The 26,639-nt window shown below is 39.7% G+C and carries 25 protein-coding genes; 10 read left to right on the top strand and 15 right to left on the bottom strand.

Annotation, left to right across the window (positions count from 1 at the left end; genetic code table 11):
- The first annotated feature begins 144 nt into the window (after positions 1-144).
- From GQF63_RS19115 to GQF63_RS19075, 9 genes are all read left to right on the top strand, one after another.
- Positions 145-651: a helix-turn-helix domain-containing protein gene (locus GQF63_RS19115; protein WP_160370857.1), complete on the top strand. Its 507-nt coding sequence runs from the start codon at positions 145-147 to the stop codon at positions 649-651.
- Positions 648-1,736: a helix-turn-helix domain-containing protein gene (locus GQF63_RS19110; protein ID WP_160370856.1), complete on the top strand. Its 1,089-nt coding sequence runs from the start codon at positions 648-650 to the stop codon at positions 1,734-1,736. The genes GQF63_RS19115 and GQF63_RS19110 overlap by 4 nt, the downstream gene beginning before the upstream one ends.
- 6 nt (positions 1,737-1,742) lie before the next feature.
- Entirely contained in the window at positions 1,743-3,281 is a 1,539-nt protein-coding gene (locus GQF63_RS19105; protein ID WP_160370855.1) for a helix-turn-helix domain-containing protein, read from the top strand.
- A gap of 549 nt (positions 3,282-3,830) precedes the next feature.
- The gene (locus tag GQF63_RS19100) at positions 3,831-4,991 is read left to right on the top strand and encodes a HEAT repeat domain-containing protein (RefSeq protein ID WP_160370854.1); all 1,161 of its coding nucleotides are present in this window, start codon (positions 3,831-3,833) and stop codon (positions 4,989-4,991) included.
- A gap of 18 nt (positions 4,992-5,009) precedes the next feature.
- Complete coding sequence (locus GQF63_RS19095) at positions 5,010-6,446, top strand: glycosyltransferase family 2 protein (RefSeq protein WP_160370853.1); 1,437 nt, start codon at positions 5,010-5,012, stop codon at positions 6,444-6,446.
- Positions 6,447-6,475: 29 nt separating this feature from the next.
- Positions 6,476-9,280 carry a tetratricopeptide repeat protein gene (locus tag GQF63_RS19090; RefSeq protein WP_160370852.1) on the top strand — a complete coding sequence of 935 codons (2,805 nt, stop codon included), beginning with the start codon at positions 6,476-6,478 and terminating at the stop codon, positions 9,278-9,280.
- A complete protein-coding gene (locus GQF63_RS19085) occupies positions 9,267-11,390 on the top strand; it encodes a DUF4838 domain-containing protein (protein ID WP_160370851.1) in 2,124 nt (707 codons plus the stop codon). Before GQF63_RS19090 ends, GQF63_RS19085 begins: the two co-directional genes overlap by 14 nt.
- Positions 11,391-11,404: 14 nt before the next feature.
- Positions 11,405-11,920 (top strand): DUF1573 domain-containing protein, encoded by a 516-nt coding sequence (locus tag GQF63_RS19080; protein ID WP_212592660.1) that lies wholly within the window; start codon positions 11,405-11,407, stop codon positions 11,918-11,920.
- Between the two features lie 34 nt (positions 11,921-11,954).
- Positions 11,955-12,359, top strand: a complete 405-nt coding sequence (locus tag GQF63_RS19075; protein ID WP_212592659.1) for a helix-turn-helix domain-containing protein — start codon at positions 11,955-11,957, stop codon at positions 12,357-12,359.
- 60 nt (positions 12,360-12,419) lie between these two features.
- Here GQF63_RS19075 and GQF63_RS19070 read toward each other — a convergent pair whose 3' ends face one another.
- The 15 genes from GQF63_RS19070 to GQF63_RS19000 all read right to left on the bottom strand — a co-directional run bounded on the left by GQF63_RS19070 (position 12,420) and on the right by GQF63_RS19000 (position 24,646).
- Positions 12,420-13,001 carry a hypothetical protein gene (locus GQF63_RS19070; protein WP_160370849.1) on the bottom strand — a complete coding sequence of 194 codons (582 nt, stop codon included), beginning with the start codon at positions 12,999-13,001 and terminating at the stop codon, positions 12,420-12,422.
- A 33-nt stretch (positions 13,002-13,034) separates the two neighbouring features.
- Positions 13,035-13,526, bottom strand: coding sequence for a hypothetical protein (locus GQF63_RS19065; protein WP_160370848.1), 492 nt, complete (start codon positions 13,524-13,526; stop codon positions 13,035-13,037).
- Positions 13,527-13,578: 52 nt separating this feature from the next.
- Positions 13,579-13,980 (bottom strand): hypothetical protein, encoded by a 402-nt coding sequence (locus tag GQF63_RS19060; protein WP_160370847.1) that lies wholly within the window; start codon positions 13,978-13,980, stop codon positions 13,579-13,581.
- On the bottom strand, positions 13,964-14,725 hold the full coding sequence (locus GQF63_RS19055; protein ID WP_160370846.1) for a class I SAM-dependent methyltransferase: 762 nt from the start codon (positions 14,723-14,725) through the stop codon (positions 13,964-13,966). The genes GQF63_RS19060 and GQF63_RS19055 overlap by 17 nt, the downstream gene beginning before the upstream one ends.
- Positions 14,713-15,450: a DUF2071 domain-containing protein gene (locus tag GQF63_RS19050; RefSeq protein WP_160370845.1), complete on the bottom strand. Its 738-nt coding sequence runs from the start codon at positions 15,448-15,450 to the stop codon at positions 14,713-14,715. The genes GQF63_RS19055 and GQF63_RS19050 overlap by 13 nt, the downstream gene beginning before the upstream one ends.
- On the bottom strand, positions 15,447-15,866 hold the full coding sequence (locus GQF63_RS19045) for a DoxX-like family protein (RefSeq protein ID WP_160370858.1): 420 nt from the start codon (positions 15,864-15,866) through the stop codon (positions 15,447-15,449). Before GQF63_RS19045 ends, GQF63_RS19050 begins: the two co-directional genes overlap by 4 nt.
- Positions 15,859-16,215: a bleomycin resistance protein gene (locus tag GQF63_RS19040; RefSeq protein WP_160370844.1), complete on the bottom strand. Its 357-nt coding sequence runs from the start codon at positions 16,213-16,215 to the stop codon at positions 15,859-15,861. The genes GQF63_RS19045 and GQF63_RS19040 overlap by 8 nt, the downstream gene beginning before the upstream one ends.
- A 14-nt stretch (positions 16,216-16,229) precedes the next feature.
- Positions 16,230-16,766 carry an O-acetyl-ADP-ribose deacetylase gene (locus GQF63_RS19035; protein WP_160370843.1) on the bottom strand — a complete coding sequence of 179 codons (537 nt, stop codon included), beginning with the start codon at positions 16,764-16,766 and terminating at the stop codon, positions 16,230-16,232.
- 94 nt (positions 16,767-16,860) lie between these two features.
- Positions 16,861-17,691 carry a histidine phosphatase family protein gene (locus GQF63_RS19030; RefSeq protein WP_160370842.1) on the bottom strand — a complete coding sequence of 277 codons (831 nt, stop codon included), beginning with the start codon at positions 17,689-17,691 and terminating at the stop codon, positions 16,861-16,863.
- Positions 17,692-17,708: 17 nt separating this feature from the next.
- Positions 17,709-20,063 (bottom strand): TonB-dependent receptor, encoded by a 2,355-nt coding sequence (locus GQF63_RS19025; RefSeq protein ID WP_160370841.1) that lies wholly within the window; start codon positions 20,061-20,063, stop codon positions 17,709-17,711.
- A gap of 734 nt (positions 20,064-20,797) precedes the next feature.
- Entirely contained in the window at positions 20,798-21,526 is a 729-nt protein-coding gene (locus tag GQF63_RS19020) for a sulfite exporter TauE/SafE family protein (protein WP_160370840.1), read from the bottom strand.
- Positions 21,527-21,733: 207 nt separating this feature from the next.
- Positions 21,734-22,141 carry a RidA family protein gene (locus GQF63_RS19015; protein ID WP_160370839.1) on the bottom strand — a complete coding sequence of 136 codons (408 nt, stop codon included), beginning with the start codon at positions 22,139-22,141 and terminating at the stop codon, positions 21,734-21,736.
- Positions 22,142-22,151: 10 nt separating this feature from the next.
- The gene (locus GQF63_RS19010) at positions 22,152-23,267 is read right to left on the bottom strand and encodes an oxidoreductase (protein ID WP_160370838.1); all 1,116 of its coding nucleotides are present in this window, start codon (positions 23,265-23,267) and stop codon (positions 22,152-22,154) included.
- A gap of 62 nt (positions 23,268-23,329) precedes the next feature.
- Positions 23,330-23,914, bottom strand: coding sequence for a Crp/Fnr family transcriptional regulator (locus GQF63_RS19005; RefSeq protein ID WP_160370837.1), 585 nt, complete (start codon positions 23,912-23,914; stop codon positions 23,330-23,332).
- Positions 23,915-23,962: 48 nt separating this feature from the next.
- The gene (locus GQF63_RS19000; RefSeq protein WP_160370836.1) at positions 23,963-24,646 is read right to left on the bottom strand and encodes an alpha/beta hydrolase; all 684 of its coding nucleotides are present in this window, start codon (positions 24,644-24,646) and stop codon (positions 23,963-23,965) included.
- A gap of 795 nt (positions 24,647-25,441) precedes the next feature.
- Here GQF63_RS19000 and GQF63_RS18995 point away from each other — a divergent pair.
- Complete coding sequence (locus GQF63_RS18995) at positions 25,442-26,503, top strand: S1 family peptidase (protein WP_160370835.1); 1,062 nt, start codon at positions 25,442-25,444, stop codon at positions 26,501-26,503.
- Positions 26,504-26,639 lie beyond the last annotated feature (136 nt).

Below are 26,639 nucleotides of genomic sequence, written 5' to 3'. Positions count from 1 at the left end.
TTCTAAAAGTCCTTCGGGCATCAATAAGGATAGTAATTTACGTTCGGCGTCTTGCAAGGGATTTCGGCTTTAAAGATGCTAAACTAGGAAATTTTTACTATTCCCCCCAAGAATTCAGCTTGATCCATTAATACCATTTCACCCATGTATTTTGATGTCGATCCGATGTTGGTCATCTTCGCCATTATGCTTATTACCATGGGTATAATATTTTGGTATGCTTGTTCCAGCAGCCATAAGAAAAGACAAGAAGTCGCACCTTTAATCCAACACGAATCGCCAAGCATTAACCTGCCCTCGCAAGTGATAAGTATCTATAAGGAGAAATTGCATCAGAGCATGATCAATGATCAATTGTATTTGGACGCCAATTTATCTTTGGAAAACTTGTCTTTGCATGTTCAAATTCCAAAACATCAAATCAGCTACCTAATCAATACCGAACTTTCGAGTAATTTTTACGAGTGGGTTGCCCGGTATCGTATTGCCTATGCCGTACAATTATTAAATAATGGCTCTGATAATTTAAAACTGGAGTTCCTGGCGAACTTATCTGGTTTTAATTCCCGGACATCCTTCATTCGTTATTTTAAGCAGTTTAATGGCGTATCACCTTCAGAATTTAGGAATAACCTGGGGAAACAGTTATGATATTATACCTTCTATATGGAGCCACGATGCTGGTTTGTTTACTAGGCTTTTACCTGGGATCCCTATTACCTGTAAAAAATACGGCCATCCGCTATGTGACTTGGTTACTGGTTATTCTTTTCATCCACATTAGCTATGCGGCCACCTTCCGGAGTGGCATTCCGGGATTATTATATGTCGATACGGCAGCGCCATTTGGCCTAATCTACGGCCCCATGCTTTTCCTGACTTTTAGGGCTATTGAAAAGAAACCCATTAGTAAGCGAATGATCTGGCTTCATTTTATTCCGTTTGGCATTGGCATGCTATTTTATATTTATTTCTTGGTCTCATACTCGTTTCGAATAAATTATAGAGCGGAGTATTATATCTTTTTGTATAGTGCCATGGGCCTATCCTGGTTATTTTATCCCCTGTCTATTCTTATTTTTAATATCAGTGTGGAACGTCGGCAGCTGATGGAAAGAAGGGCTTATTATTACGCGGCTATTCTCGTGCTGATCTTGGCGGTATTCGTATTAACGATGACCCTGAACCGCTTGGTGGAACGGGAGACTTCCTATTCGAATGGCTCGGGAATTACCATATACTTTATCATGTTATTAGGTGGTTTATTGGGCTTTAACTACTTATTAAAATCCCTGATTCGAGCCAATCATTCGAATACAGCTAACCAGGGTTCAGGCGGGATAAATGGCGAGTATAGCGTGGCAGAGCTGTTATCGAGCAATTTATTCGCTCTGGATCAACAAGATTATGCAGAAAAAATCAGCCATTACCTGGCCGAAAAAACTTATTTAGATACCGATTTCCATTTGGATCAAATGACCAAAGACCTTAATATATCCAAGCAACACATCCTACAATTCTTTAAAGTAACCTATAATGAGAGTTTTTTAAAGGTCATTAACTCCTTACGGATAAAAGAAGCTTGTACCCAATTGGAACAGGAAGACTTTGATAGTAATATTGAAGAACTTGCCCTGCAATGTGGGTTTAATTCCAGAGCCTCCTTTTATCGGAATTTTAATTTAGAAATGGGTTGTTCCCCCATAGAATATCGAGAAAAAACAATCTTGAAGTAGGATGTTATGAAACACAAAACGCTACTCTTGCTATGCTGCAGCTTGACCTTAGCAAACCTCGGATATGGCCAAAGGCATCAGGCTAGCCATGAATATCATATGATTTATGATGAGCTTGCCACCGATAAGAAGGCTGGAAACCTTCCTTATACAAATATGGCGGCCAAAGGCTCTGATGAAGAAATTAATAAACTGATGCTGAAAGCGCATCAATTGTTTGGGGTTTCTGATTACGCAGGGTCTTTAAAAGCTTCACTACAGGCTGAGAAAATTGCCAACCTGACCGGCCTCCCGGAATGGAAAACTAACATATCGATATTTATTGCTGCCACTTTTCGGGTTTTAGGACTTCATGAACAAGCTTTTCATTATATGGAATCGGCAGAAAACGCCTGTGATTTCATTAAAGACCCGGAGAAAAAGCAGTTTGCAAAAATTAACCTATTACAGGAACAAGCACTCTTTAAAGTGGGGAATAAAGCCTACCGACAGGCCATCCCCCTGATTGATAGTGCGCGCATTATCAGTATGTCCTTAGATAAGGAGAAAAGCAATGCGAGACTGGTGCTCGCTCGGAATGAACAAATACTGGGCACCTGTTTTTTGGAAAACAACGACCCAAGAAGAGCGATAATGCATTTTCGCCATGGCTTGACTTTCCTGAAACCCGAGAATACGGTTATCCTTCCTTTTATCTATCGAGGACTGGCGGAAGTTTACCTGCGGCAAGGAATGCTTGATTCCTGTGGGCACTATATTAAATTGTTGGAACCCTATGTTGCTAAAACGGAACGCATCCATTTGAAAGAACAACTTTACCAAACTTCGATTAATTATTACAAAGCCATTGATAACCTTACGGTAGCCAATGATTACTACGAACTAAAATTAAGCGTGCTGAATAAGCAGAATATTTTGGGACAGGAGGTGTCTTCGCACCTGATCAAGGAGCTTAATATGGAGCTAATCAATGCGCGTAAATATAAATTACTGTTCTGGTGGATCGTTTCTATCTGCGGTATTTCCTTGGTTTCCCTGTTTATTTATCAATATCGATACAAACGGATTCAAAAACCACGATATATCCCTGTAGTTAAGAAAGAGGTGCCAAAGCCCGATGAAGTGCCCCTTCAATTGGTTCGAGAAATTGCCTCGGCAAACGATACAGAGTTTAATATAGCGCTGGAAACGGAAAGCCGATTGGTGAAAGAACTTGCCGATTTGGAGCAAGAATACTTTTTTCTGGATAAGGATATCAGCTTAAATAAACTGGCCATCCGATTGAGCACCAATCAAAAGTATGTGTCCTTTATTATTAAAAAATACAGGAACATGGATTTTAACCATTATCTGCAATATAAGAAGGTGCAATACCTCATTGATCGGATAGCAGAAGACAGTTCCTTATTGGAATATAAACTGGCCTATCTGGCGGAGATGGCTGGCTTTTCATCGCACAGTAAATTCACGATTGCCTTTAAATCTGTTATGGGAAAAACGCCTTCCCAATATATCGATACCCTTAAAAGTCGGCAACAAGCCTAAGCTTTTCTCTCTTTTCTCTTCTCATAGTGGTGGACATTTGGTCTATTCGCCTGTCTTAGCGGGTGATTTTTGAGACTATCTCCCTTATTTTCCATTTTTAGCAAGTGCTGTTTGATCTGTTTTCATGAAATATTGCTAAATATTAACGACTCTAGGTTAAAAAATATCGAGATAACAGGGTTCAATCCGTGAATTATTGAACAAATTGTCTTATTCTTAATAGAAAGATGTAAAAATCCGGTAATGTCCATGCCTCAAATCTTTATGTAAATTCCGAAAAATCACCCTATTTCTTTCTTTTTTCCGAAAACGGATAACGCTTTGTAGATAAAACGCTACACTTTTCATTCACTTGATTTACAGTGCGTTAACCATTTCTTGTCCCTGTCTTATTTTGTTAGATGGTCGTCTTATCGCCGTTTTGAGATATTTTTTCTTCAATCCCTTAATAATTTTGAATAAGCGAAATCTAAACACGAGGAGCTTCGTTTTAGAGATCACCTAAAAGCAGAACTAAACAGTATTCATCATAACTAAAACAAATTAATTATGGACTTGAATTATTACATACAGTACTATGTTTTCTATTTGGAAAGCAAGTTTCTCGGATATCCATTTATTATCCGCCTGACTGTACTTTTGATTTCAATTCTCTTGCTTATTTATTTCTTCAGTCTCATCCGTTTCTTAGCAATCAACTGGTATTATCGGGTGAATGAAAAAAGGAAAAATCGTATTGAGTCTAAAATGGGAAACCGAATCAATGATATCATCTTTGATCCGTATCACCATTCCAAAGAAGAAATTGCCTATAGCCTTGCTGACTCTATTAAGCTGGTGAAAAGGCGTAGGGATAAATTAATCTTTACGGATATTATTATTGATCTGTTAAGCAATGCACGTAAATCTAATCAGACTATCAATCAGAATAACGTGCAAACCCTAATTCAATCGTATGGTATTCCGGAATTTTGGGAGAACGAGCTTAAATCAGGAAGTTCCAAAAAAAGAAGGGAAGCCCTACGGAAATTAGACGATTTAGGAAACGGCTTTACCGGAGCCATTGTGATGCGTTCCGTTTACCACAAAGATAAGGGATTGAGGAAACACGCCCGTGCCGCGGTAATGCAATATGATACAAACGATCCGTTTAAATTCTTAGAGGAGAGCTTTGATAGCGATTTCAACGCCTTGGATGAAGTCATCATCCATCACTTCTTAACGAGTCGTTCGAAGTCTGGGCCACTGCCTATGCTGACACGTTATGTTAGAAACTCGAATAACGATGCGTTTAAAGCATTTATCATTAAGGAAATCGGGTTCTTCAATCAGGTAGACTCAGCACCTATTCTGAGCAGCATGCTGGAGCAAAACAGTTCCAACGCGGTGAAAATAGCCATTATTGAAACGCTGGGTAAACTTAATTATGGCGAAGCTGAACAACAGTTAATCGGCCTGTATGATTTGACGAATAAAGACGTACAGAAAAGTATCATTCACAGTATCGCACAGTTTAAAACTGACAAAGGGCTGGAGTACCTGACCGGTTTGTATATGATCTCTTACGATAAAGAGCGTAAAATTGATTTGGCTTATTGCATTCAGCAGTTTGGAAACAAAGGTAATCAAGTGCTGAAAAGCTTTGCCACGCATGCAAATGGATTTGATAAAAAAGTATTTGATCAAGTTACTTACCATACTGGAACTTAATCTCTAATCGCCAAACCTATGCATGACATCTTTTTTTCCTTTTATGGCTATGCCATATTCTTCTACGCGACCAGTATTACCTGTATTTACCTGACCCTGGCGATATTAGGTTACTTCAATATCCTTCGGAATAGGATACGATATACCAAGCGAGAAGAAAAAATGCTGACTGAGTATCCGGAAACTGCCCCAGGCATTTCTGTGGTTGCCCCAGCATATAATGAAGAGGTAATTGTAATCGATAGTGTTAAATCGCTATTGAGCTTAGATTATCCAAACTTTGAAGTAATCGTTGTAAATGACGGTAGTACTGATGATACCTTGGAATTACTGGTCGATAACTTTGATATGGTCGAGGTGCCATACGCTTATATCAATAAAGTGTCCTGTCAGCCGATGAAGCGGGTGTTTCGCTCTTTCAACCCTAAATACGAACGTTTAATCGTGGTTGATAAAGAAAATGGCGGGACGAAAGCCGATGCCATGAACGCCGGTGTGAATGTGGCTAAATACGACTACTTCATCAATACCGACGTAGACTGCTTCTTAGCATCGGATACTTTAGCGAAAGTAATTCTGCCGGTGCTGGATTCTGATGTTCCTGTAATTGCCGTGGGAGCCACCATGCGGATGGCCAATGGCTGTGACATCGAGCAAGGGGTCATTACTAGGGTTAAACCTCCAAAACAGATTATCCCGACTTTTCAGGAAACCGAATACCTGCGTTCTTACCTGGTAGCGAAAATGGGCTGGTCAGCCTTGAATGCTGTTCCTAACGTATCCGGAGGATTCGGACTCTTCGAACGGCAGACCGTAATTAATTGCGGTGGGTTTGATCCGTACTCGCATGCGGAAGATATGGATATGACGCTGCGTATGATAGCCTATAAACACGAACACCATCAACCGTATCGCATTGTGCAAACCCCATTTTCTTGTTGTTGGACGGAGGGGCCACCAAACTTAAAAGTATTGGCGCGGCAGCGGACAAGATGGGGCAGAGGTTTATTGCAAATCTTCGTGAACCATCGGAAGTTCCTTTTCAATAGAAAGTATGGCCGTATGGGGTTAATTATTATGCCTTATGCCTTCTTCTTTGAATTATTGGCGCCTATTATTGAAATCTCAGGGTTTTTATTCCTGCTCTTTCAAGTCTATACGCAGCAAATTAATCCGGCAACCTTCTGGCTCATGCTACTCTATGTGTATTTGATCGGAATCAGTATATCGACCTTAACCATTATGTTCGATATCTCCATCAAGCGACAATACAAATCTTTTAGCGAGTATTTAAAGCTGATCTTATTCTCTTCCTTTGAAGCGTTCTTGTATCACCCTTTTATCGTCATCTTCTCGCTTCGTGGTTATTGGCAATTCATGACCAAGAAAAACTTTAAGTGGGGAACCATGACGCGCCAAGGATTCCAGCCTACAGCCAATTCGGAAGTCGCTTAATCCTAATCAGTACTATCTAGTTAAAAAACATGAATCGAAGAATATTCACTATCCATAAAGGCCTTTTTTTAGCGCTGCTTGCCATTCAGCTAAGCGGCTATGTTCCAGGCCAAAGCCTGCATGCGCAGGAGCTATTGCAAATCAGTGATAAGGATGATCTGGTAAAAAACATCAATAAACGCTTTGGGGAAGGAAAATATAAAGAAGCTAAGGCTATTACTGAGCAAGGCTTAAAACGTTATCCGAAGGATGGCGACTTAAAAATGCTGTTGGGGAAATATTACGTGTTGACCAAACAGTATGATAAAGCACGTTATGAGCTGAATAAAGCGTTGGAGTACAACCGATCTAGTGTCGATGCCCGCCATTTGCTCGTGGCCGTTGAAACGGAAACCAAACGCTATTCCAGTGCTATCTGTTTCGTGAATGAACTATTGGAGGTTAATCCGTATTGGCGTGGCTTATGGCGCAAAAAGATTGAACTCTATCGTTTACAAGGGAATGAGGTCGAAGCCAATCGTTTGTTGAAGAGAATTTCACAGGTATTCCCTGGCGACAGCGTTATCCAAGGCGATGTCAACTACCAAATGGAAATGACGGCCAACGACAAACGGAAAGCCGGCAAGATTGACGATGCCATTGAAATCAATAAACTCCTACTGCAGGAAAAGCCTAGAAACCTGGAAGTATACTTGGACTTAATCAATGGTTACATCAAAGCAGGCGACTATAACAATGCTCTTGTAAGTACCGAGCGCGGCCTGAACAACTTCCCACGCAATAAAAGCCTGGCCGATAAAAAGGTAGCCATCTTGGAACATAATAAACGCTATGATGAAATCTTAGCCTTTCTGCAAAAGGAAATGGGCGGAAGCGCCAGTTCCCAATACAATTACTTCCTGTTAGAAGCAGCGCGGTCGGCAAAAGATAACGATCCGGCGATCTTGTATGGGAAGATCCTAGAAGGCGATGCGGGAAATGAGGAAGCCTTTCAGGTGGTGTTCAACCATTTGATTGCGCAGCAGCAATACGATGAGGCCTTGGATAAACTGCGTAGTTACGCTCGAATTAAAGGCATGTCGAAACCCCTACAGGCGAAGGAGCTGAGCATCTATCGCTTAAAAAATGATAAGCAAAAAGAAGCCCAGCTTATTAAAACCATGTACCTGAATGATCCAAATGACATGGATCTTAGGGAGGCTTATGTGGGCTTTATAGCGCAGGAGATTAAGGATCATCTGGGTGCCGAAGAGTGGGCAACCGCAGAAGGAAAAATCCTAATGATTATTCCTATTGCTACCGAAGAATACCGTGACTACTTGAACAATGCCTTGCAAAACAGTTACTTCCAACAGGGGAAATACCGGGAAGCAATTGATATGCTAGACAGGATGAAAGCCTTAGATCCTTCGAATCAGACCTATACCCTTAAAAAAGCAAGCATATTGATGCGCATGCAGCAGGTTGATCAAGCGGTCAATGTGTATGAAGAGTTGTTCCGCAGCGTTCCTGAGAATCAGCAGTTCTATTACCTTTCGGGCTATAACGATATGATGATGCAGATTGTGAAGGAAAGCAATGAGTCTAACAGGTACCTGGCCTCCTTAAACTGGGTGAACCGATGGTTAGCAATTGACCCGAGTAACAAGCAGGCGCTGATGTATGGTATAAACCTGGCGCATCAAATGAAGAATAAGGAGCTCCTGATGCAATTTGCTGAACGTGCGAAAAATGCCTATCCAGACGACAGTACGTTCAGGGTACATTTAGTAATGGCCATGCAGCAGCATGGAACGCCCGTTGCCGATGTGTATGGCATGATGAAGGAAGAAGTGCAGCAAAACCCGTACAATGATTTGGTGGTAAAAACCTTTGTGCAATCTTCATACGATTACAGTAAGTCCTTATTAGAGAAAAAGGAATCAACGGAGGCAATCAAAATTGCAAACGAAGGGCTGAGTTACCATCCGATGGACAAGGAGTTAAAGTACCTAAAAGGCATTGCCTACGAAAAGCTAAAGCAATATGATTCGGCGATTTATTACCAGTCTTTCTACGAACCATCCTTAATGGAACTGGATGAATTCAAGAGTAATCTGAAATATTTACAGCATCAATCCTATAACAACGAGCTGGTACTAAGTCATAACAGAGCTCGGTTTGGCGATAATTACAGCATTCAAACCATATCTATGCTGGAGTACACAACCATTCAAAAGCCGAATTCATTCACCGGGAGGGTATTATACTCTGGTCGGGAAGAAGGTAGAGGCTTGCAAGGGCAAGTAGAATGGGGGAGAATCTGGTCGCCCCTATGGTCTACACGCATCGATGTGGGTTATGCAAATAAGTATTTTCCAAAATATAGCGCAAATGGAACAATTATTCGAACTTTGCCTAAAGATTGGGAAATCGAAGCCGGCGCCGGATACCGTGAGTTTTACGATGGCATGAACTTAAGTTCTGTAATTGCTGCTGTAGGAAAAGACTTGGGACAATTCAGGCTGCAAGGAAAATTTACCCAATCCTTTGTGCAACAGAAATGGTTATACAATGCGGCCTTACAAGCGAGGTATAGTTTAGACCATCCGAAGAATTACTTACTAGCTATGGCAAACATCGGTTCTACTCCTGATATAGAACTCTTAGACTATCAATACATCAATACCCTCTCCGTACTAAACAGTATGGTGGGTGCTGGTGCAGGACGGTTACTGACGAAAAATATAGCGGCAAACATTCTAGGAACCTGGTATAATTTCCAAAGCCCTGTTGACATGACGCTGTATAGAAACTTGTATAACCTGTATTTTCAACTCAATGTTAAGTTTTAATATCCTTTTACTCCATCTGCTGATTATGGTTTCAGCTTGTCACAGTGAATTTGTGGACCTCAAAGCCAAGGGCTATGTCATTACTGCCGAGGAAGATGCCGCAAGCGAACAATGGCGTGATTATCTGTATAATCAGTTGTCGAAGCGATCGGCTGACAAAGAAATCATTATCAATGGAACATTAGGGGATGAGATTCCGGAGGGATACAAACAGATCCACCTGGAAGTTGCTGCTGACTTGCCGCATAGCTATTGCATCAAGCATACGAAGGATATCATTCATCTTCGGGTACAGCGTAAGGATATTTCAATTTGGATGTCTTATCAATTGATTGAGCGCATTAGCCAAGAAGTGAAGTCCATTCTAGCCGATGATCTGCCGCCAGCTTATGTTGAATTCAAGGATCAATGTCGCAGCTTTGACTTTAATTACCGCGAGCCACATTACCAACCCAATACAGATCCTGATTATGCGGCTGTCATAGGTACGCAAAACTTAGATCAGGAATGGCCGATATGGGGTCATAATCTGCATAAGATCCTTGTCGAGAATGATTCCATTTGGGCGCATAGTCATGGCAAGTTAACGAAGGAACAATATTGCTTTAGCAGTGATAACCTGTATCAGCAAATTAAGACGCATATTCAAGAGCATTATACCGAGGAAGGAGAGGATTCCTTAAAATTTATGATTGCTCCGAATGATAATAAGATCGCTTGTACCTGCAACCGTTGTCAAGACCTAGGCAATACGGAAGGCAATGCTGCATCCGCCGTTGTCTATTTATTGAATAAGTTGGCAAAGGACTTTCCGCAGCATCAATTCTATACCCTTGTTTACCATTCGGTGAATAAGCCCTCTAAATATAGTTTAGCACCAAATGCGGGTATATTTTTCAGCAGCATCAACTTGCCGAAAACAGCACAGCTGGACGGTAATCCAAAATACAAAGAGTTCCAAAAGCAATTGCAGGCCTGGAGGCTAAAAACCAATCGGATCTATCTTTGGGATTATGCATCCAATTTTGATGATTATTTAACGCCAATTCCTACGCTGTCCATATTTCAAGAGCAGCTTAAGCATTTCAAAAATGCTGGCATTGAGGGGGTATTTATCAATGCTTCCGGCTATGATTACAGCAGCTTCGACGATCTGAAAACTTACGTAAGTAGTGCTTTATTAATTCAGCAGGATTTATCCCTAGAAAAACTAATCCACGCTTATTTCGCGAAGTTCTATCCAAAGAGCCAGCAGCTCTTAAGTGCGTATTACTTATCTCTAGAAAAAGACTTTCTGGCGAAGAAGAAACCCTATTCATTATACTTAGGGTTTGACGATGTTGAGCGAAGTTATTTTAAATCGGTAAACTTTTTAAAGCTTTGCCAAGAGTTAACTGCCTTGGCACCTACAGCTTCAAAAGAGGAGCAAGAACGATTAAATAAACTGCTAGGCGGATTTACCTACACCCAATTACAAATTGCTTATACGCGAGGATTACAAGCCTCAGGGGCATTTGAGAATAGAAACAATCAGGTTAAGGTGAAGCCTGCTACCTTGAGTTTAGTAAACAAGCTAGACCAAGCCTTGAATGATGGTATTCTGGAAGTTTATAAAGAAACCGATGGAGCTATAAGTCAATATATCGAACAATGGCGGAATTATGATGGCTTAAACCAAGCTGTCAACACGCTAAAAAAAGAACATATCCTAAAGCTGATCGATAGCAAAGGAGATCATTATCCAACCGCTATCCTAGCAGATGGTATCCTAGGCTTTCCATCCGATTTCCATCAAGGCTGGCTCACATCAAATCAAGACCTTTTTATATCATTTGCAGCACATGCCTTTGAAAAGAAGAAAAGCATGGAAATTAGGTTTCTGTTGAATGAAAAACACGCCTATACAGCCCCAGCAAGGCTAGAACTATGGCAAAACAATAAAATTATGGCAACAATAAAGCAGGATGGGATGACCTTGCAGCCTGATTACGCTACATTTCGCATCAACCTCAGCAACATCAACCCGCAATTGCCATGTGAATTGAAAGTATTTCGGATAAACCAACAGCCGGCACGCTTAGGCATTGATGAAATACAAGTGTTTCCTTAATAAATTATAGACATATGAAAAAACTATTCTATTGTTACGGCTTCCTCATTTACCTCTTGGTTTCATGTGCAGCTATAGAAGAAAAAAATACCACCATAGCAATCATCGATAACGATCGACATTACTATCCATTGCTTACCGGGCAAGATCTTGACATCTCTTTTACCATTAAAAATACCGGCAAAGCGCCCTTAATCCTGGAAGATATCATCAGCTCCTGTGGCTGTATCGTCATCAATAAATCGAGTACCATGAAAGTGCCTCCGGGTGAACTTGGCCGCATTAACTTAACCTTTAACAGCCGCAAGAATGTAGGCTATGTAAAACAATGGGTAGAGCTGTATGGCAACTTCGCCAATACGGATAAGGAAGAGCTAATCTTCGATATCAATGTGGTGCCAAATGCCCTATATACGAAAGATTACGAAGAATTACACCTCGAAGAGAAAGGAAAGAAAGGCTATATCGAAGACCTTGTAGATGGAAAAGAAAATAACCAAGGCTACTATTTGAGCCTGGAAAAAGAATAATAAACTGAAGAACTAACTACAAAATTCCAATATTATGATAACAAAAATGGAACCTATTCGGTCAAAAACTTACATGAGTACCGAAACTGAAGAAAAGCTATTAGCAGCATTAACAGATTGGGAATCACAGCGCTATTTCTTAAATCCTGCTTGTTCTATTACCTCAGCAGCAGCAGAAATCGGTTGCAATTCCAAGTACCTCTCTTATATTATCAATAAGAATAAGAAGAAGGACTTTCCAAATTATGTAAATATGCTGCGCATAGCCTACCTAGAAAATTACCTGCGGGATACCGAGCAGGCGAGAAGCTTTAAACTGGCTTATTTAGCGGCCTACTGTGGCTTTTCATCCTACGGGAAATTCGCAAAATGCTTAAAGGATCATCGGGGACTGAATCCAACGCAATTTATCGTCTATTTTGACCATAAAACAGCATAAGCAAAAAGGCAAACTTACTACCTAAAGTTTGCCTTTTTTTATCAATGGGAGCGGATGCTTTTATTTGTAATACTTAGCGGTACTCTCCAAATCGTTTTTAATAATGTTTATTTTGCGGGTTTCAAAGTAGTTCACATAATCGGCTCTACTTTTAAAGTTGGCATTCGGGTTTATTTCATAAGAGTCAATGGTCTTCAGAATCTCCGCATATAAGGGCTGCTGCTCTTGGTTCGTTCTTAGAAATGTCTTCATCTGCTCGCGGTCATGGCCGAACAGCAACTCCACATCAAGGTAGACATGATGATCTGTGCCTCCAGCAAACTTAGCTGCATACAAGGCATCAATATCCTCTTTATCCATTACTTTGTACAATAAGAATGCGGCAACATCCATTAAATAAGGGGGTATCATAGCTTCTAGGGCGCCCTCAATTTCTTGATCGATTAGCCAGCGCAATAATGCTTTGTCTTTAGGACTTACCTCCTTATACAATTCAAAGAGCAAATCCCGACGTTTCCAATAGTTGCTGTCAAAGGATTTTCCCCATTCATAACGGCCATTATGTTTAAAGCGGTATTCATGCAGCAGTGCATCATTCCCTTCTTCTCGATACTGTTGTATGGTTTCTCGTAATGGGTTCATAGGTCTATCTCCTTTCACTACTTGCAACAAATTCTATTCCTTTTTCTTTTTGTGGATGGCATATCCGCAAAACAAGCCGACGATAAGCGCCGGAATAAAACCGATTAAACTGACCCAGAAAAAGGGTTTAACGATATAATCTAAGAAGGGCTCTTCCGTAGTTGAACCATAGGGGAAGTTATTATCCAGTCCTTCCTGAAAAAAGCCAACCCAGCCTGAACTGAAGGCTGTTAATAGCAATACACATAGGCCGCCAATTAAACCTACCGACACCCAACTCTTCCCCCGTATTAAAATAGCTTTGCCCGCATAGCGACCAAATAAATAGCCTAAGAAGAGTAAAACAAGCACAGCCACGGCTATATTTAAGCCGTAGCCAAAGTCAGCAAACCAAAAGAAGCCATGCCAGAAATTACCATCCGAAGTAGAAAAGAGGGTCATAATGACTTGAGCCACTAACAATCCAATAAATACAGCAGCAATAGCTTTTCTAATGCCTATTCTTTGAGCCTCCTGAGTAGTCATGGGTTAATTAATATGATTAGTAAATAAAGATAAGTATTTATTTACTATCCCTTTACAGAACCTGTACTCCGATTAGCCAAAAAATAATAGAAAAATAAAGCCATATGCAGGAGAACAAGATATGCATGGCGGTTTCGAATCTTTTCCCTTTCCACAAGGCCGATGAATAAACAAAGAATTGAAACAAGAGTCGGATGCTCCAAAAGAAGCCTAAGCCTAGACAAATTACCTGCCCTAAGGTGGAATGTATAAGTGCCTCTGCTTGATAGAAACACAATAAACCCATTAAAAATAGCAATAAGCCTAAAAAGAATAAATGAACTTGCATAATCTGCCTATTGATCAGGCTTAGCGATTGCAGTTCCGTTTTCCATTTAAAATAGGAGGGAAAGCCAATATGGATGATGGAAAGCAAAATCAATAGGATAGCTATTACGTTAAGATGGATTTCCATGATTCACTTTTTTTAGGTCAAAGGTTGAAACGAATGGGTTTACTTTAATTTCTGATTTAAGTGCAAAGCCTGCCTCCGCAAAGGTATGCTTCCAGGTATTCAAACTGTAAAAATGAAAAAAACCAATCTGATAGGCAAGGAAGTTTGGAAGATCGCGTAAATGTTCTGTAACCTGTATGGTTCCATCATCACTTAAAACCCGATGTAATTGCTTAAAGAATAAAATCCGTTCTTCTTGGTCGCGTATTTCATGAACAGAAAAGATGGCCAGGATCAAATCAAAACTTGAATCCTCAAAGGGTAAATTTGTGCTGTTTATGGCCATGCAACCATCCGCTAAGGGATATTTTAACCTTGCCCGTTTGATGGATATCTCGGTGTGCCGATCGGCATTATAAAAATCACAGTTTACCAATTGGGCAGCCGGGAATTTAGCTTTTATAATTGCACTGGTTTCATCAAAACCCGCTGAAATATGCAATATGTTTTGATTGTCTTTTCCTGCAATCCAAGAAAGCTTATATAAACCGGAAACATCATAAACATAATAAGAAACCAGTAAGGAGCCTAGTACAGGTATAGTTAGCAAAGCGATAAGGACCAGGAGCATGATGCGCAGGGATTCATGCACAAAAGGAATAAACAGCAGGCAAAGCAGGATGACGAAGATGGCCATCACATAAAAATGCCAATTAAAGCGAATGATATTGCTTACACCTTGAAAAGGTTTTCTTATGCTTTCCATCGATCTATTTTACCTTTCTTCCAATAATAAGGAATATCTTCAATTTCAAAGGCATTGGCCAATATAGGATTTTCAATCGGCAGCTTGTCAAGGAAGTCAACATGATAATCGCTGATGGCAATAGGCTTGGGTTCCCAATTGCTACGCACGCCTTCGATGAGTAAGACCGATTGCTCGGATTCTTGATAGGTAAAAGTAAAAGGAAGGGGACCTGCGTACCTTCTGGCTTCCTTCCAGCTGGTAAATGGTGAGCCCACAGGTAGGGGAGCTTCTTGGACTCCATCATCAATCGTAATGGAAAAATTGGACTTTTCAGAAATTATCATTCGTTTTTCTGCTTGTTGTTCCAGGAGAATATCTGTGGTTGTATAATTATAATGGGTAAATAAATTACCGGCAAATTCCATGCGCTTGCTATCCGTTTCAGATTTTATAATATACAATCCACGAAGGTTCTTTCCAGCACTCGTGGTATAACGTACAAAGATCCGATAGCCTATTAAAAAGAAATCATTCCCTAAAAAAGCTGGAAAACCCTTCGGTCGCAATCCTTCTGTTTGCACCATGGCGATAGCCAGGAAGGCCCATTTATCGTCAAAGGTATCCAATCGCAAACAGGATGGAATTAAGGGGGCCAACTGTTCCTGCTCTACAGCAAAAGTTAATACAATAGAACTCTTAAAATGTGCTTCTACTGCAAATGGGTGATTTTTGAAGTAACTCATGCCTGTTTTTTTTCTTCCTGCAATATAAAACTTTGGAAGTATACAAAGAGGATAAATAGTAGAGAAAAAAGTAAATTCCATGGTCCCCACAAAAGGAGATCGCGAGCCAGGAAGAACTCCAATAAATTCATGACAGCCACTAGGCTAATCTGCAACCAAGTACTCCATGTGGGTTTAATGCGACTTATTATCCAAATGCTCATCAGCACTTCCGCAATACCGATAACTACAGTGATACTGCGTGAATAGGAGGGGCCTAATATACGCGCCACAATTTCTTCATGCCTGGGAACCTGATTTAATATTTTGCAGTATAAACCATTAATCAACCAAACAGCGGCAATGAAAAAGGTAAATAAGCGGTATAAAAATCCTGGAATTAATAGGCGTCCTGATTTATAGCCATCCCTAAACATCTTCCCCAAAGGTTATCAAATTATGGTCTGGATCTAAAAGGGAGAATTCTTTTATTCCCCAAGGTTTTAACCTTAGCGGATCATTCGGATGAATAGGCACTTTTTCCTCCAAAAAATGGGCGTATAATTCCTCAATAGCATTGCTGCGGATGTAAATCTGTCCATAATTTTCAAGTGGCGGAAGATCAGGGAACAGAAAAAAATGCAGTTGAATCTTATCTTTACTTAGCATCAGGTAATCTGGGTAATCTCCGCCGAAGACTTGAAAGCCGAGTATATTCACATAGAAATCTTTGGTTATTTCCTTATTGCGCATCGGCAACTTAGGATGAATTTGCGTTAGTGTCATATCATAAATTATAGCTAGTTATTTTGCTCCTGCTTCTTAAGCTCTTTTGTACAATAGGCATAGTTTTCGGCATCAAAACAAATAAGCAGAACCCGTTCAATGGAAGGCTGCTTATCCAAGAAATTAAGAATGCTGCTGATTGATATTTGCGCTGCTTTATCTTTGGGGAAGTGATAGATGCCCGTACTGATATTCGGAAAGGCAATGGTTTTACATCCATGGCTCACGGCCAATTTTAAGGACTCGATATAACAGGAGGCGAGTTTAATCTCTTCTTCCTGCGATCCCTTATGCCAAACCGGACCAACCGTATGGATGACATAGCTTGCCGGTAAATCTCCAGCAGTTGTGATCACCGCCTGGCCTGTTTTGCAACCTCCTTGCTTGGCAACAATCTTTCGGCAATCGGCCAATATCGCCGGACCGCCAGCCCGATGTATAGCTCCGTCAACACCTCCGCCACCCATTAAAGAACTATTGGCGGCATTTACAATCGCATCAACTTTTACCTTAGTAATATCGCCTTGAAGGATTTCAATTCGTGCTTGCATAGGATCTTGTTTTATCTTTCTATCCTAAGTTATTCAATATTTCTATTTATTTTATACATTACGAATATTTTGAATGCGGCAAATAATTGGATATTTATTTTCCTAGTCTTTCTGTTTTACCCTTTTCCACATAGCTCATGTCTCCGAAAGATTCTAAGGTAAATTTGCCATCCTTATAGATCACTTTGGAAATGGCGGCGTTTCCCATATGCCCAATCTGTGCCTTTTTGCCTTGACTATCTAAATCGGATAGAAAAATACTTAAAGCCATTCCATGGCCAACGACGAGTATGTTTCCTCCACCTGCTTTAGCTTCCCGCTCTGCTATTTCCCGGATAGATCGTTGTCCACGGCTCTTTACGTCATCATAATCTTCTCCAATTCCTAATGTTTCCAACGTTTTGAAACTCGCCAACATATCCTTTATGAGCGATGGATTTTTGGGTAATTCCTCAAATAGTTCCTTTGCCGATTTAAAATGAAGATAAAGTGCTGCATCGTTCCACATTTTACTGTTTAGATCGCCTTCATAGCTTCCGAAGTTTGTTTCGCGAAGTTCAGGCATTTCCTTAAAGGATAGGTTTTTATTGCCACTTTGATCCAATACTAAACGTGTAGTTTGTGTTGCTCTGCCAAGATCGCTTGAATATGCTGATTTAAATTGAATGTTTTCTTGCTTCAGCCCGCGACCTAGATCTTCCGCTCCAAGTACGCCTTCTGGGGTTAAAGGGCTGTCGGCCCATCCCTGAACACGATCCATAGTGTTTAATATCGTTTTTCCATGTCGCGCAAAATAAAAAATGACGGTATTGTCTGTTGCCTGTTTATTTGTTTTGTTTTGCGCGCTCGCTATATCGCCTATACTGAGGAAGGTGATGAGAAATAGGTAAGGTAATATCTTTGATTTTATGGTTGTATTTTTCATGTTTTTAAATTTTTAATTTAAAATCTATACCGGGTTTTAAGTTCAAGGGTAAAGGGTCTGATGTAGGTGCCGGAAAGCGGACGATCGAATAGCGCTTTTGCTTGTTCGGCCGTGGTGGTATTTGTTCCAGATATTGATCCTTGGGCACCACTTTGATTTAAGAGGTTTACAGCATTTAAGGCAAAGTCAAGATTCTTATTGACCTTCATGCTGAAGCCTGCAAAAGTTTCCCAACGTCCAGCGAACACCAAGGTGTTTGGGTAGTTTGCAAATTCTTTACTAAAGTAGCGTGCGCTAGCCCATAGCTTATACCTTTTCCAACTATAACTGGGGTTAAGTTCTACTAAGGTTTTGGAAACACTGCGTGCAATATTTCCGCTATTACTAAAGTGTTCTCCGAAAACATCAAATTCGTAGTTCTCATATTTCGGATTTTGCAAGGTTAATAAGGCTTGCAATTCAAATCCCTTGAATAGTTTTAAGAGGACGTCGGTTGTCCAGCCAATGGTATTAACGTCGTATCCAATGGTCTGCTTTTCGGTGGTTATGCTTCCATCTGCTTCTCTTTTATTGAACGTAGAATTGTTTTTAAACTTCGTTCGTTTAATCTTGGTTACTTTACTAATGATATTGATTACAGGATGGTTGAAGTAGATTCCAAATGATCCTCCGGGGATTTCAGACTTCTCCATGTTAGGATCATCCGCACCGGCATACATGCTTAATTTACCAGCTTGCTGAATGTACATCAGGTCAGCCAGGAAACCTAGGCTCATCGGCTTTTCGGGCGTTCCAAGTTGCGGAAATGCTTTGTATACTGCTTCTGCAGTTCCTGTAAGGTTAAGCCAATCCTTTTTAATGTTGCTGGTATGACCTGCGACCCAGTTTTCTCCATTCGCTTGTCTGCTGCTACCGGGATACCAGTCGCCATCAATACGTTGCCATTCCGCTCTGGCGCCTAAACTTATGGAAAGCTTGGAGTTTACATCCCATTTTTCAGTAGCAACTACAGCCAGCTTATTTTCACGACCGTTGTAATATTGCATCGCACGGTTATAACTGCGATTACCAAAGCCGTCCGTCATGTTTTTCCATTGGTAGGTTTCGGTAGGTTTACCATCATTGCCCAATTCAGCAGTATATTGCTGATAGATTAATGTTCTCGGATTTGGTTCAACGCTAAATTGTGTGCTGTACGTCGCGTTATTACCTTTGTCAACTTGATAGAACCAATTATGGAGCCCTAAAACCCAATGATGTTTACTTGATTTTTTACTGATTTCTATCCTAGCCATTGCGGTATTTTTACTTGCTCTAGGCGCAAAAATCATCAAAGCATTTTGAACATAACCTTCGTATGCTGAGGCGGGGTCTTCGGCAAGGAAATAACGCTTGTCACCAGGTTTTGCTGCACTAGTATTTCCGGCAGTAGTAATATCTGTATAATAAGGGTTATACATCCCAACATCCGCATACTGATAGCGCAGGGTATAATCGAGTTTAAGTCCTTTGTTGAAGGTATGATCTCCTAAAAGATCAATTACATGTGAGTGGCTGCCTGCATCATCCATAGCATCCCATTTCACGGCTGCCCCGGTTAGTGGATCTATGGCGTGGATGCTGCCTGATTCTTCTAAGTAGGCATCCCTACCGATGCGGAATCCGGGTAAGGCATCTACTTTTCCATTTTCCCGGTATATGTAGGGACTTTGTTTGGCGTTGATAGCGGAACTGTTTGCATACTTGTATTGGATGCCAATCTGACCTTTCGTATATCTTTTATTGATTAGGAACTTGAAAATTTTAGTATTGTCCAAGTAGGTGGCAATATTGGATTTGAAAGTACCGGGATCAAAATTAAGGAATGCAGTAGCCGAATATGACCAATTGTTTTTAATTGGACCACTGATATTGACATCAGCACGCAATAGGCCAAAGGTATTGGTGGTAAAGCCTACGATACCCTTAAATTTGTCAGAACCTCTGTTAGACCATGTGCTAACTGATATCCCTACGTCGCTAGCAAATAAGGCTGTATTTTGTACATTTAGGACTTCAAATTTACCTATTCCATTATCTTGCCGCCATACCGTAGTTGGCAATTGACCCATAAAATCATAGGTAACAGGTAATCCGTTTTCTAAGATAACAGTACCGCCAACACTTGCTGGTAGGCCAATATTAACTACCCGAGGGCCATTGTCGGCTGCCGCGTTAAGCATCATGTTATTCTTGTCGTTTTTAATTTCTTGTTTGGGTTTTTCCGCCTGTTGCGATCTTACTGTGTCTTTGCTCGTTTTTACTTGGCCATACGTAGCTTGGGATGCAAGTATGCCTACCAATAGTATTGCCAATTTTTTTAATTTTCCCATGATAGGAGTATTTATGTAACTGGTTATTAAAATGTTAGTGTTGCTTCATTATGAAGCATAGCAATGTAATGGTGTTTTTTTATATAATAACTAGATTTTACAACAACCTAAAGTTTACTGATTTGATTTTCAGTTTACTAGATTTCTTTAATGATGTTGTTTGTAATTAAAAGAAAAATAGATAGTGTGGATGGGAAGGTTTGTAGGATAAGGTAATAAAGTGCCTTAATTAGTGTGGAATTAAGCAGGGATAGGTGGTGAAATTAAGAAGGGAGCTTAGTTTATTACTAGGTTGTAAAGTGTAAAGAATTCGTTTTATGTTTTCCGTATTATCTTTTATTTCACTTCCTTTTTTATTCCCTATCATGTCCCATTTCAAAGGGGTTTGATACGGGTGTGAAAGGGGAGAGAAAGGGGAGAGCAAGGGGTGAGAGATTTAGGATGGCTTAGTGAAAACTATGTGATGCTAGGGTGTAGTAGGCATAAGTTTTATTGCAATGAGATGTATAGAATAAATGCTCAAAAAGCATATATATGGAGGATTTACAAGTGTTCCCTTTAATTTTAAAACCTTATTGTTCATTCGGGCCTTTTTGAATCTTTCCAGGAGTAAGCAAAACCATTTGATCAAGCCAAAAGTCATTTCTGTTCAAACGAAATTTCTATACAAATAATAAAAGGTTAGGAATGTCGATGTTTTCTAGGTAAATCGAGTGGAATTTCGAGGTTTCTACTTACAGTAAAGCACTGACAATTAAAACTACACTGATTAGCATCAGTCCCCAATAAACGTATTTAAAAAAAGTGCCATCCTTTAATTTATGATTTAGATACCTACCAATAAAAATTGCCGGAAGGGTTGTAATCAGTGAATAGAGAAAGTAAATATTGACTTCTGTTGTAAGCAGTCCCTTTGCATAATAACCCACAACACTTAATAGGCTAACTGGTAAAAAGTAGGCCTGTAGGGTAGCCCTAAAATGTTTTGCACTCCATTGTCTTAAATTCCCGTAAATGACTAATGGTGGTCCATTTACGCCGTAGGCTCCGCCAAATACTCCCGATAAAAAACCACATACAAATAGCCAAAACTTATTATCCTCTTGTAAGGTCTTATTATTTTTAAAATAGAGGGAATAAATTGAATACAGTATGATGAGTAAGCCAAGGCCTGTTTTTACGAATGTTTCATTTACATAGGTCAATACTAAAATACCAACAGGCAGTCCGAGTATTGCATAAATAATCAGCCATTTGGCACTGTGAAAATGGATTTTTTTATGGTCTTGTATCACCACGACCAGTGCAATGAAAATAGACAGCATAACTGCCAGGGGAACGGCTACTTCTACAGGTAGGAATAAAAGGAAAAAGGGAACTGCAATTAATGCTTCGCCAAAACCTAAAGTTGATCGTACTAAAGAAGCAATAAAACTAATGATTAGGATAGCTAAAATCGTCAAAACAGGATTTTATTAATTGTTTTGTGAGCTATCTAAGTTACGAAAAAAGGAGCGGAATGGGTAATTTTTATGGTCTTGATTTGGGGCGAATTCTTTCAAATCGTCTTCATCTAGAACATATTTATTTTGGTTATATAAAAATCAACAATGGGGTTGAATGTAGATCCTATTTATCCACTCCTTATTGTGACTGGTAATATTTTCGTCTTACTTATCCCAATCTGCCAGTGCATCAGCCACAGCAATGGCTTCAATCTCAATCAATGCATCCGGCGAAAACAATGACGATACTTCAAAAATAGTATCTGCCGGATATGGGGGAGTAAAGTATTTGCCTCTAAATTCGACAATCTTCTCAAAGTTCCCCATGTCTCGGAGCATGATGGTGACCTTAATGACATTCTTCAAACTTGAACCTCCGGCTTTCAATACCTTGTCCAGATTTTCGAAAGCCATTTTTGCCTGTGCATCAAAGTCACCAATACCTATCAGGTTTCCATCCTTATCAATGGCGGTCTGTCCCGAAATAAACAATAAATCGCCTACACGATGTCCTTGTGCCAGACGGAATGGTTCATAAGCGTCAGGCGTAATTTTAATTTGTGAAATTTTCATTGTTCTCTTTCTAGCTATGTTCAAGATTTAATTCTTTGACGATTTTCCGAGTATGGTTGAGGGTTGCCTCAGGCCATAGCATTTCACGATGAAAAGGAATCAAGGGAAGTCCGTTCATGGTTTTCATCACCCAATGGGGATCTGCTAAGGCTGCTTTTCCGATAGCGATCAGGGTTGCGTGGCCGTTCTTCAAGGCAACTTCTGCTTTATCAAGATTGTGGAAACCACCGTTGGCAATGACAGGAATACTTGTAGCCTGACGGATAACTGATGCCAATGATACTCCTTCTCCATAAAAGCTGTCCCGTTCCCATTCGCCTGTCTGCACTGCTACGTGAACAAAATCAGGTTTGCTCATCTTTATTTCCGCTGCTAGTTCTTTAGCCGTTTCAATACCCTGTGCCCATCGGTAGGTAAGGTCATTTACTTTTCCCTCTGAAACCCGTAGACCTACAATGAAATCCTCTGGAACAGTTGCCTTTATACCAGCAATAATTTCAGCAATAACACGGAAACGGTTCTGCATAGTGCCACCGTAATGGTCGATACGGCGGTTCAGTTCCGGTGTGAGGAACTGGTCTAACAGGTAACCATTTGCTCCGTGAATTTCTACGCCGTCAAATCCTGCCTTATAGGCTTTTACAGCTCCGCTGACAAAGCCTTGCTTCATTCTTTCAATATCCGTCAAGTCCATTTCTTTAGGGATTGGAAATGCCCCTTCGCCACCGAAGGAAGGCATTTTTATGCCAATAGGTTTTAAGGCAGATGGGGCTAAGGTTTCTTCACTATATTGCGATAAAGCACCTGCATGCATCAACTGGGCAAATATAAGAGCGGGCGATTGATGGACAGCGCGGGTTACCTTTTCCCATGAATTGATTTGCGCATCTGTTACAAGTGCAGGCTGGTTATTATAACTCTGGCTACCGTATACATCAGTATAGATGCCTTCGGTAATAATAACTCCAAATCCTCCAATTGCAAATGCGGAATAATAGTCCTTCATTTCGTCCGTAGCCAAGCCCTCCGCAGTAGCACTCACACGTGACATGGGTGCAACTACCGTCCGGTTAATCAATTCTTTCTTCCAGGTAATGGTGTTCTGAAAAATAGGGTGATGTTTCATTTGCTTCTTAATTTTTATAAAGCAAAATTGACGGTAATTGATTTAGGAAAAATTGATGTAGGTCAAGACGGTTTATATTTTTTCTTTATACGGCTTATAAATTCTGCTGACACCCCCAAATAGGATGCAATCAAATATTGGGGTACTTTGGACGCTATGTTGGGATAGTTTTCCAAAAAGGCAATATATCTGCTTTCTGCATCGAACACATTGTTGTAGATAATTCTCTTTTGCAATACGCCTAGGTAACTTTCCAATATTAACCGAAAGTACCGCTCCAAACGGGGAATTTCAACTAGTAATTGCTGAAAAGAATAATGGCTAATTTGTAAAACGGTCGTTCTTTCTATGGCTTGTATGTTGTATATGGATGGCTTCTGTCTGGAAAAGCTATATAAGTCAGTGGCCCACCAGTCTTTAATAGCAAAAAACAAGATTTCCTCATTGCCATTGTCAGCGTTGATGTAAAATGCTTTTAATGCTCCCGAAACGACATAGCTTTCATAACGGCAGGTATCGCCATTACGTAGGAGATAGTCTCCCTTTTCCAGTGTTTTCTCCGTCCAAAAACGCTCGAAAGTTGAAATTTCATCTTGTGTAAGATTTACATGTTTTAAGATGTTTTTCAATAAAGCATTTTCGGCCATATAAGCATTCCTTTTTCGGTTACAATATAGTAATCATGTAAGAGAATATTAGGGCTCTTTCTCTTCAAGCTCCTGCAGTATTATTTTATTTAGTTCTTCGGCTCTGTTAAGCGTCATTAAGTGCCCAGCATTTTTGATGGCCTTATCGTACGCTATAAATTTTAAGGGTAAAATCCTGTCATCTGTTCCGTGAACATGAAAGATATTGATTGGTAGAGTTCGATTTTTCCAACATACAATTTTGTCAATAGCCCATTTCAAGAAGTCAGCATCAGTATCCGTTAGAATTTGCTTTAAAAGTTGTCTGTCAAATGCTGAATGGGTTCCGAAAAACCAGTTTGTCAATATGTTAGGCTTTTTTAAAGTCCATGTTGGTAACAGTTTATGAAGGCTAAGGCTCCCAGCAAAACGATAATAAAATGGAATTTCGTGTTTTGTTTTTGCGGAAGAAAGTAATATTACTCTTTCTGTATCGATTTGTTTAGCGGCTTCAACTGCAATCATTCCTCCAAAAGAAAGTCCTATCAGAATTGGGTTTACTGTCGTAACTTGGTCGAGAAGTCGAGTTGTGTAATTTTCAATTGTCTCTCTGTCCAGCGGTTCAAGCCACTTTATAAAAGTCACCGAGAAGCCAGAAAAGTCGAGTCTTTGGAAAACTCTTTCGTCTGCTCCAAGTCCGCTAAATATGTATAGTTCTTTTGCCAATTTATCGTTTATTTCTTTTCGATCCATCGGTACTTACTAGCATATTTTTTGTTGTCTGTTATAATCTTATACATAACTTTTTGTCGATTCTGTATTAAATAATTTGGTGTCAATCATCGAACCCCAAAGACAATTTTAAAGTAAATAAATATCTGGCAGATTATCAGTAAATTATATGGGAATAAAAAAGGGACAAATCTTTGTTTTTAAGACTTGTCCCTTGAAGTGATCCCTTTGGTACAGAACTCGAACTCTTTTTTGGAAGATTTAAGGCGATTAAATCAATTGAAAGACACTTCACTCTTAAACGATACTTGTACAAAACCAACAAAACATAAAAAAAGCAAACTAAAAAGATGAAATATTAAAATTAAAAAAATCTACAGTTAAGCTATTCTCATCTCATTGCTATGTTAATTGACTTTTTCAGTCGGTATAAACACTTCGGATTCCACTAATTGGATATCATATCCTTGAATATTTTTTTTTTTGATAAATGCTATTTAACCTACTCGCTAAATCAGAGAAATTATGTGAGAAAATATTAATACAAATTGTTCCTCCTATATACGGAGGCCGTCCATAAGTTGATTCTTGGCCTGTGTATATTCAATTCCTATGATCTTGTATTCCGCGAGTTTTTGTTCAAGCTTGTAATTGAACTCATTTATTGATCTGGAAGTTCCCATGTTCATCAGTGGTCTTGAAATCCAGGTATGCCCATGCTTCATAACTTCTGGTGTTCTTTTGGATTGTCCTTATCTACCTGGATAAATGTTTTTTGAATAAAATGTATCTTTAGTTTTTGAATAATATTTATTTATGGATGAAAATTTAGATGACCAAAATAGGCTTAGAAATAGTAATAAACTAAAGTATGCGTATGATAATTTCGCTTCTGGGGTGGGATATATAGCTGTAACCTTGGCAAACGGAAATGAAAGTATTGGTTCCTGTTTTCATATTGGAGAGGGAATTTTTATCACTGCGAAACATGTTGTGGAAAATTGTACCATAAAAGAAATTGGTACCACTACGTATCAAAGAGCTTATTACAAACTTCAAGATAGCAGAACGACAGGAATGGTCCGAGCGAATCTTGAATATACCCCACAGGCTACTGCTGTTTTTAAAGGACCATTTTTGCATCCTGATGAAAATATTGATGTTGCGGCAATACTTGTTCCTGATATTAAAGCACCGGCTTTAATTCTGGGAGACCATTTAGATGATTGGTTAGGCGATGAATATGTCTTGTCAGATGTCCTTGTGATGGGTTATCCTCCTATTCCATTTTCCCCTAAGCCATTATTGATTTCTGCTAAATGCGAAGTCAATACCATTGTTGATAAATATACTGGTGGACATCCGCATTTTATATTGTCCACTATGGCCCGAGGTGGATTTAGTGGAGGACCAGTAATTACGGAACAGGGGATTGTTTTGGGGCTAGTTACAGAGTCCTTGGGAGTCAATAATCAACCGACTGAGCTCGGATATCTTTCAGTTATGTCTGTTGAAGGAATTTATAATTGTATTGCACATCACAAATTGATTCCTAAATTTATTGACGAACAATGGGACGGCTTCTGGAGTAAAGTAGAAACCTGGTACCAAAATTCAGAGTCAGAACATATTGTTGTCACTTTATATGACCGTCCGGATAATGCCAATGTGTCCATTTCAAGTTTCAGGGCAGATATTCTTGATATCGTCAAAAAAACGGTAATGGATCTTTTTCAAAATTCTTTTGTGTTTGAACAGGTTCATGATATGTTTTTCAGATTCCATTATGCCTTTAAGCAAGATGATACCATTAAACCAGTGGATTTATACGTAATGATAAATGACATAGTTGCCAAATTTGACATCCCGATACTATAGGGTTATTCCGGATCATGTACAAAAGTTGTGGAGAGGACAAAAAATAATCGGATATTCGTGTTTGAAATTTTACCAGATGCACGATTCATTTAAAGCCCTCATGCCCCTTATTATTCCACAGGGAGTTTCTGATTAT

It is taken from the genome of Sphingobacterium humi (assembly GCF_009768885.1).
In the GTDB taxonomy this organism is placed as follows: domain Bacteria; phylum Bacteroidota; class Bacteroidia; order Sphingobacteriales; family Sphingobacteriaceae; genus Sphingobacterium; species Sphingobacterium humi.
The sequence above is the reverse complement of the archived record's forward strand: the minus strand, read 5'-3'. Positions and strand labels throughout refer to the sequence as shown.

Bases quoted from the DNA above. Each gene is read 5' to 3' on its own strand.
- GQF63_RS19115 (WP_160370857.1), top strand. From the start codon at position 145: ATGTATTTTGATGTCGATCCGATGTTGGTCATCTTCGCCATTATGCTT.
- GQF63_RS19110 (WP_160370856.1), top strand. From the start codon at position 648: ATGATATTATACCTTCTATATGGAGCCACGATGCTGGTTTGTTTACTA.
- GQF63_RS19105 (WP_160370855.1), top strand. From the start codon at position 1,743: ATGAAACACAAAACGCTACTCTTGCTATGCTGCAGCTTGACCTTAGCA.
- GQF63_RS19100 (WP_160370854.1), top strand. From the start codon at position 3,831: ATGGACTTGAATTATTACATACAGTACTATGTTTTCTATTTGGAAAGC.
- GQF63_RS19095 (WP_160370853.1), top strand. From the start codon at position 5,010: ATGCATGACATCTTTTTTTCCTTTTATGGCTATGCCATATTCTTCTAC.
- GQF63_RS19090 (WP_160370852.1), top strand. From the start codon at position 6,476: ATGAATCGAAGAATATTCACTATCCATAAAGGCCTTTTTTTAGCGCTG.
- GQF63_RS19085 (WP_160370851.1), top strand. From the start codon at position 9,267: ATGTTAAGTTTTAATATCCTTTTACTCCATCTGCTGATTATGGTTTCA.
- GQF63_RS19080 (WP_212592660.1), top strand. From the start codon at position 11,405: ATGAAAAAACTATTCTATTGTTACGGCTTCCTCATTTACCTCTTGGTT.
- GQF63_RS19075 (WP_212592659.1), top strand. From the start codon at position 11,955: ATGATAACAAAAATGGAACCTATTCGGTCAAAAACTTACATGAGTACC.
- GQF63_RS19070 (WP_160370849.1), bottom strand. From the start codon at position 13,001: ATGAACCCATTACGAGAAACCATACAACAGTATCGAGAAGAAGGGAAT.
- GQF63_RS19065 (WP_160370848.1), bottom strand. From the start codon at position 13,526: ATGACTACTCAGGAGGCTCAAAGAATAGGCATTAGAAAAGCTATTGCT.
- GQF63_RS19060 (WP_160370847.1), bottom strand. From the start codon at position 13,980: ATGGAAATCCATCTTAACGTAATAGCTATCCTATTGATTTTGCTTTCC.
- GQF63_RS19055 (WP_160370846.1), bottom strand. From the start codon at position 14,725: ATGGAAAGCATAAGAAAACCTTTTCAAGGTGTAAGCAATATCATTCGC.
- GQF63_RS19050 (WP_160370845.1), bottom strand. From the start codon at position 15,450: ATGAGTTACTTCAAAAATCACCCATTTGCAGTAGAAGCACATTTTAAG.
- GQF63_RS19045 (WP_160370858.1), bottom strand. From the start codon at position 15,866: ATGTTTAGGGATGGCTATAAATCAGGACGCCTATTAATTCCAGGATTT.
- GQF63_RS19040 (WP_160370844.1), bottom strand. From the start codon at position 16,215: ATGACACTAACGCAAATTCATCCTAAGTTGCCGATGCGCAATAAGGAA.
- GQF63_RS19035 (WP_160370843.1), bottom strand. From the start codon at position 16,766: ATGCAAGCACGAATTGAAATCCTTCAAGGCGATATTACTAAGGTAAAA.
- GQF63_RS19030 (WP_160370842.1), bottom strand. From the start codon at position 17,691: ATGAAAAATACAACCATAAAATCAAAGATATTACCTTACCTATTTCTC.
- GQF63_RS19025 (WP_160370841.1), bottom strand. From the start codon at position 20,063: ATGGGAAAATTAAAAAAATTGGCAATACTATTGGTAGGCATACTTGCA.
- GQF63_RS19015 (WP_160370839.1), bottom strand. From the start codon at position 22,141: ATGAAAATTTCACAAATTAAAATTACGCCTGACGCTTATGAACCATTC.
- GQF63_RS19010 (WP_160370838.1), bottom strand. From the start codon at position 23,267: ATGAAACATCACCCTATTTTTCAGAACACCATTACCTGGAAGAAAGAA.
- GQF63_RS19005 (WP_160370837.1), bottom strand. From the start codon at position 23,914: ATGGCCGAAAATGCTTTATTGAAAAACATCTTAAAACATGTAAATCTT.
- GQF63_RS19000 (WP_160370836.1), bottom strand. From the start codon at position 24,646: ATGGATCGAAAAGAAATAAACGATAAATTGGCAAAAGAACTATACATA.
- GQF63_RS18995 (WP_160370835.1), top strand. From the start codon at position 25,442: ATGGATGAAAATTTAGATGACCAAAATAGGCTTAGAAATAGTAATAAA.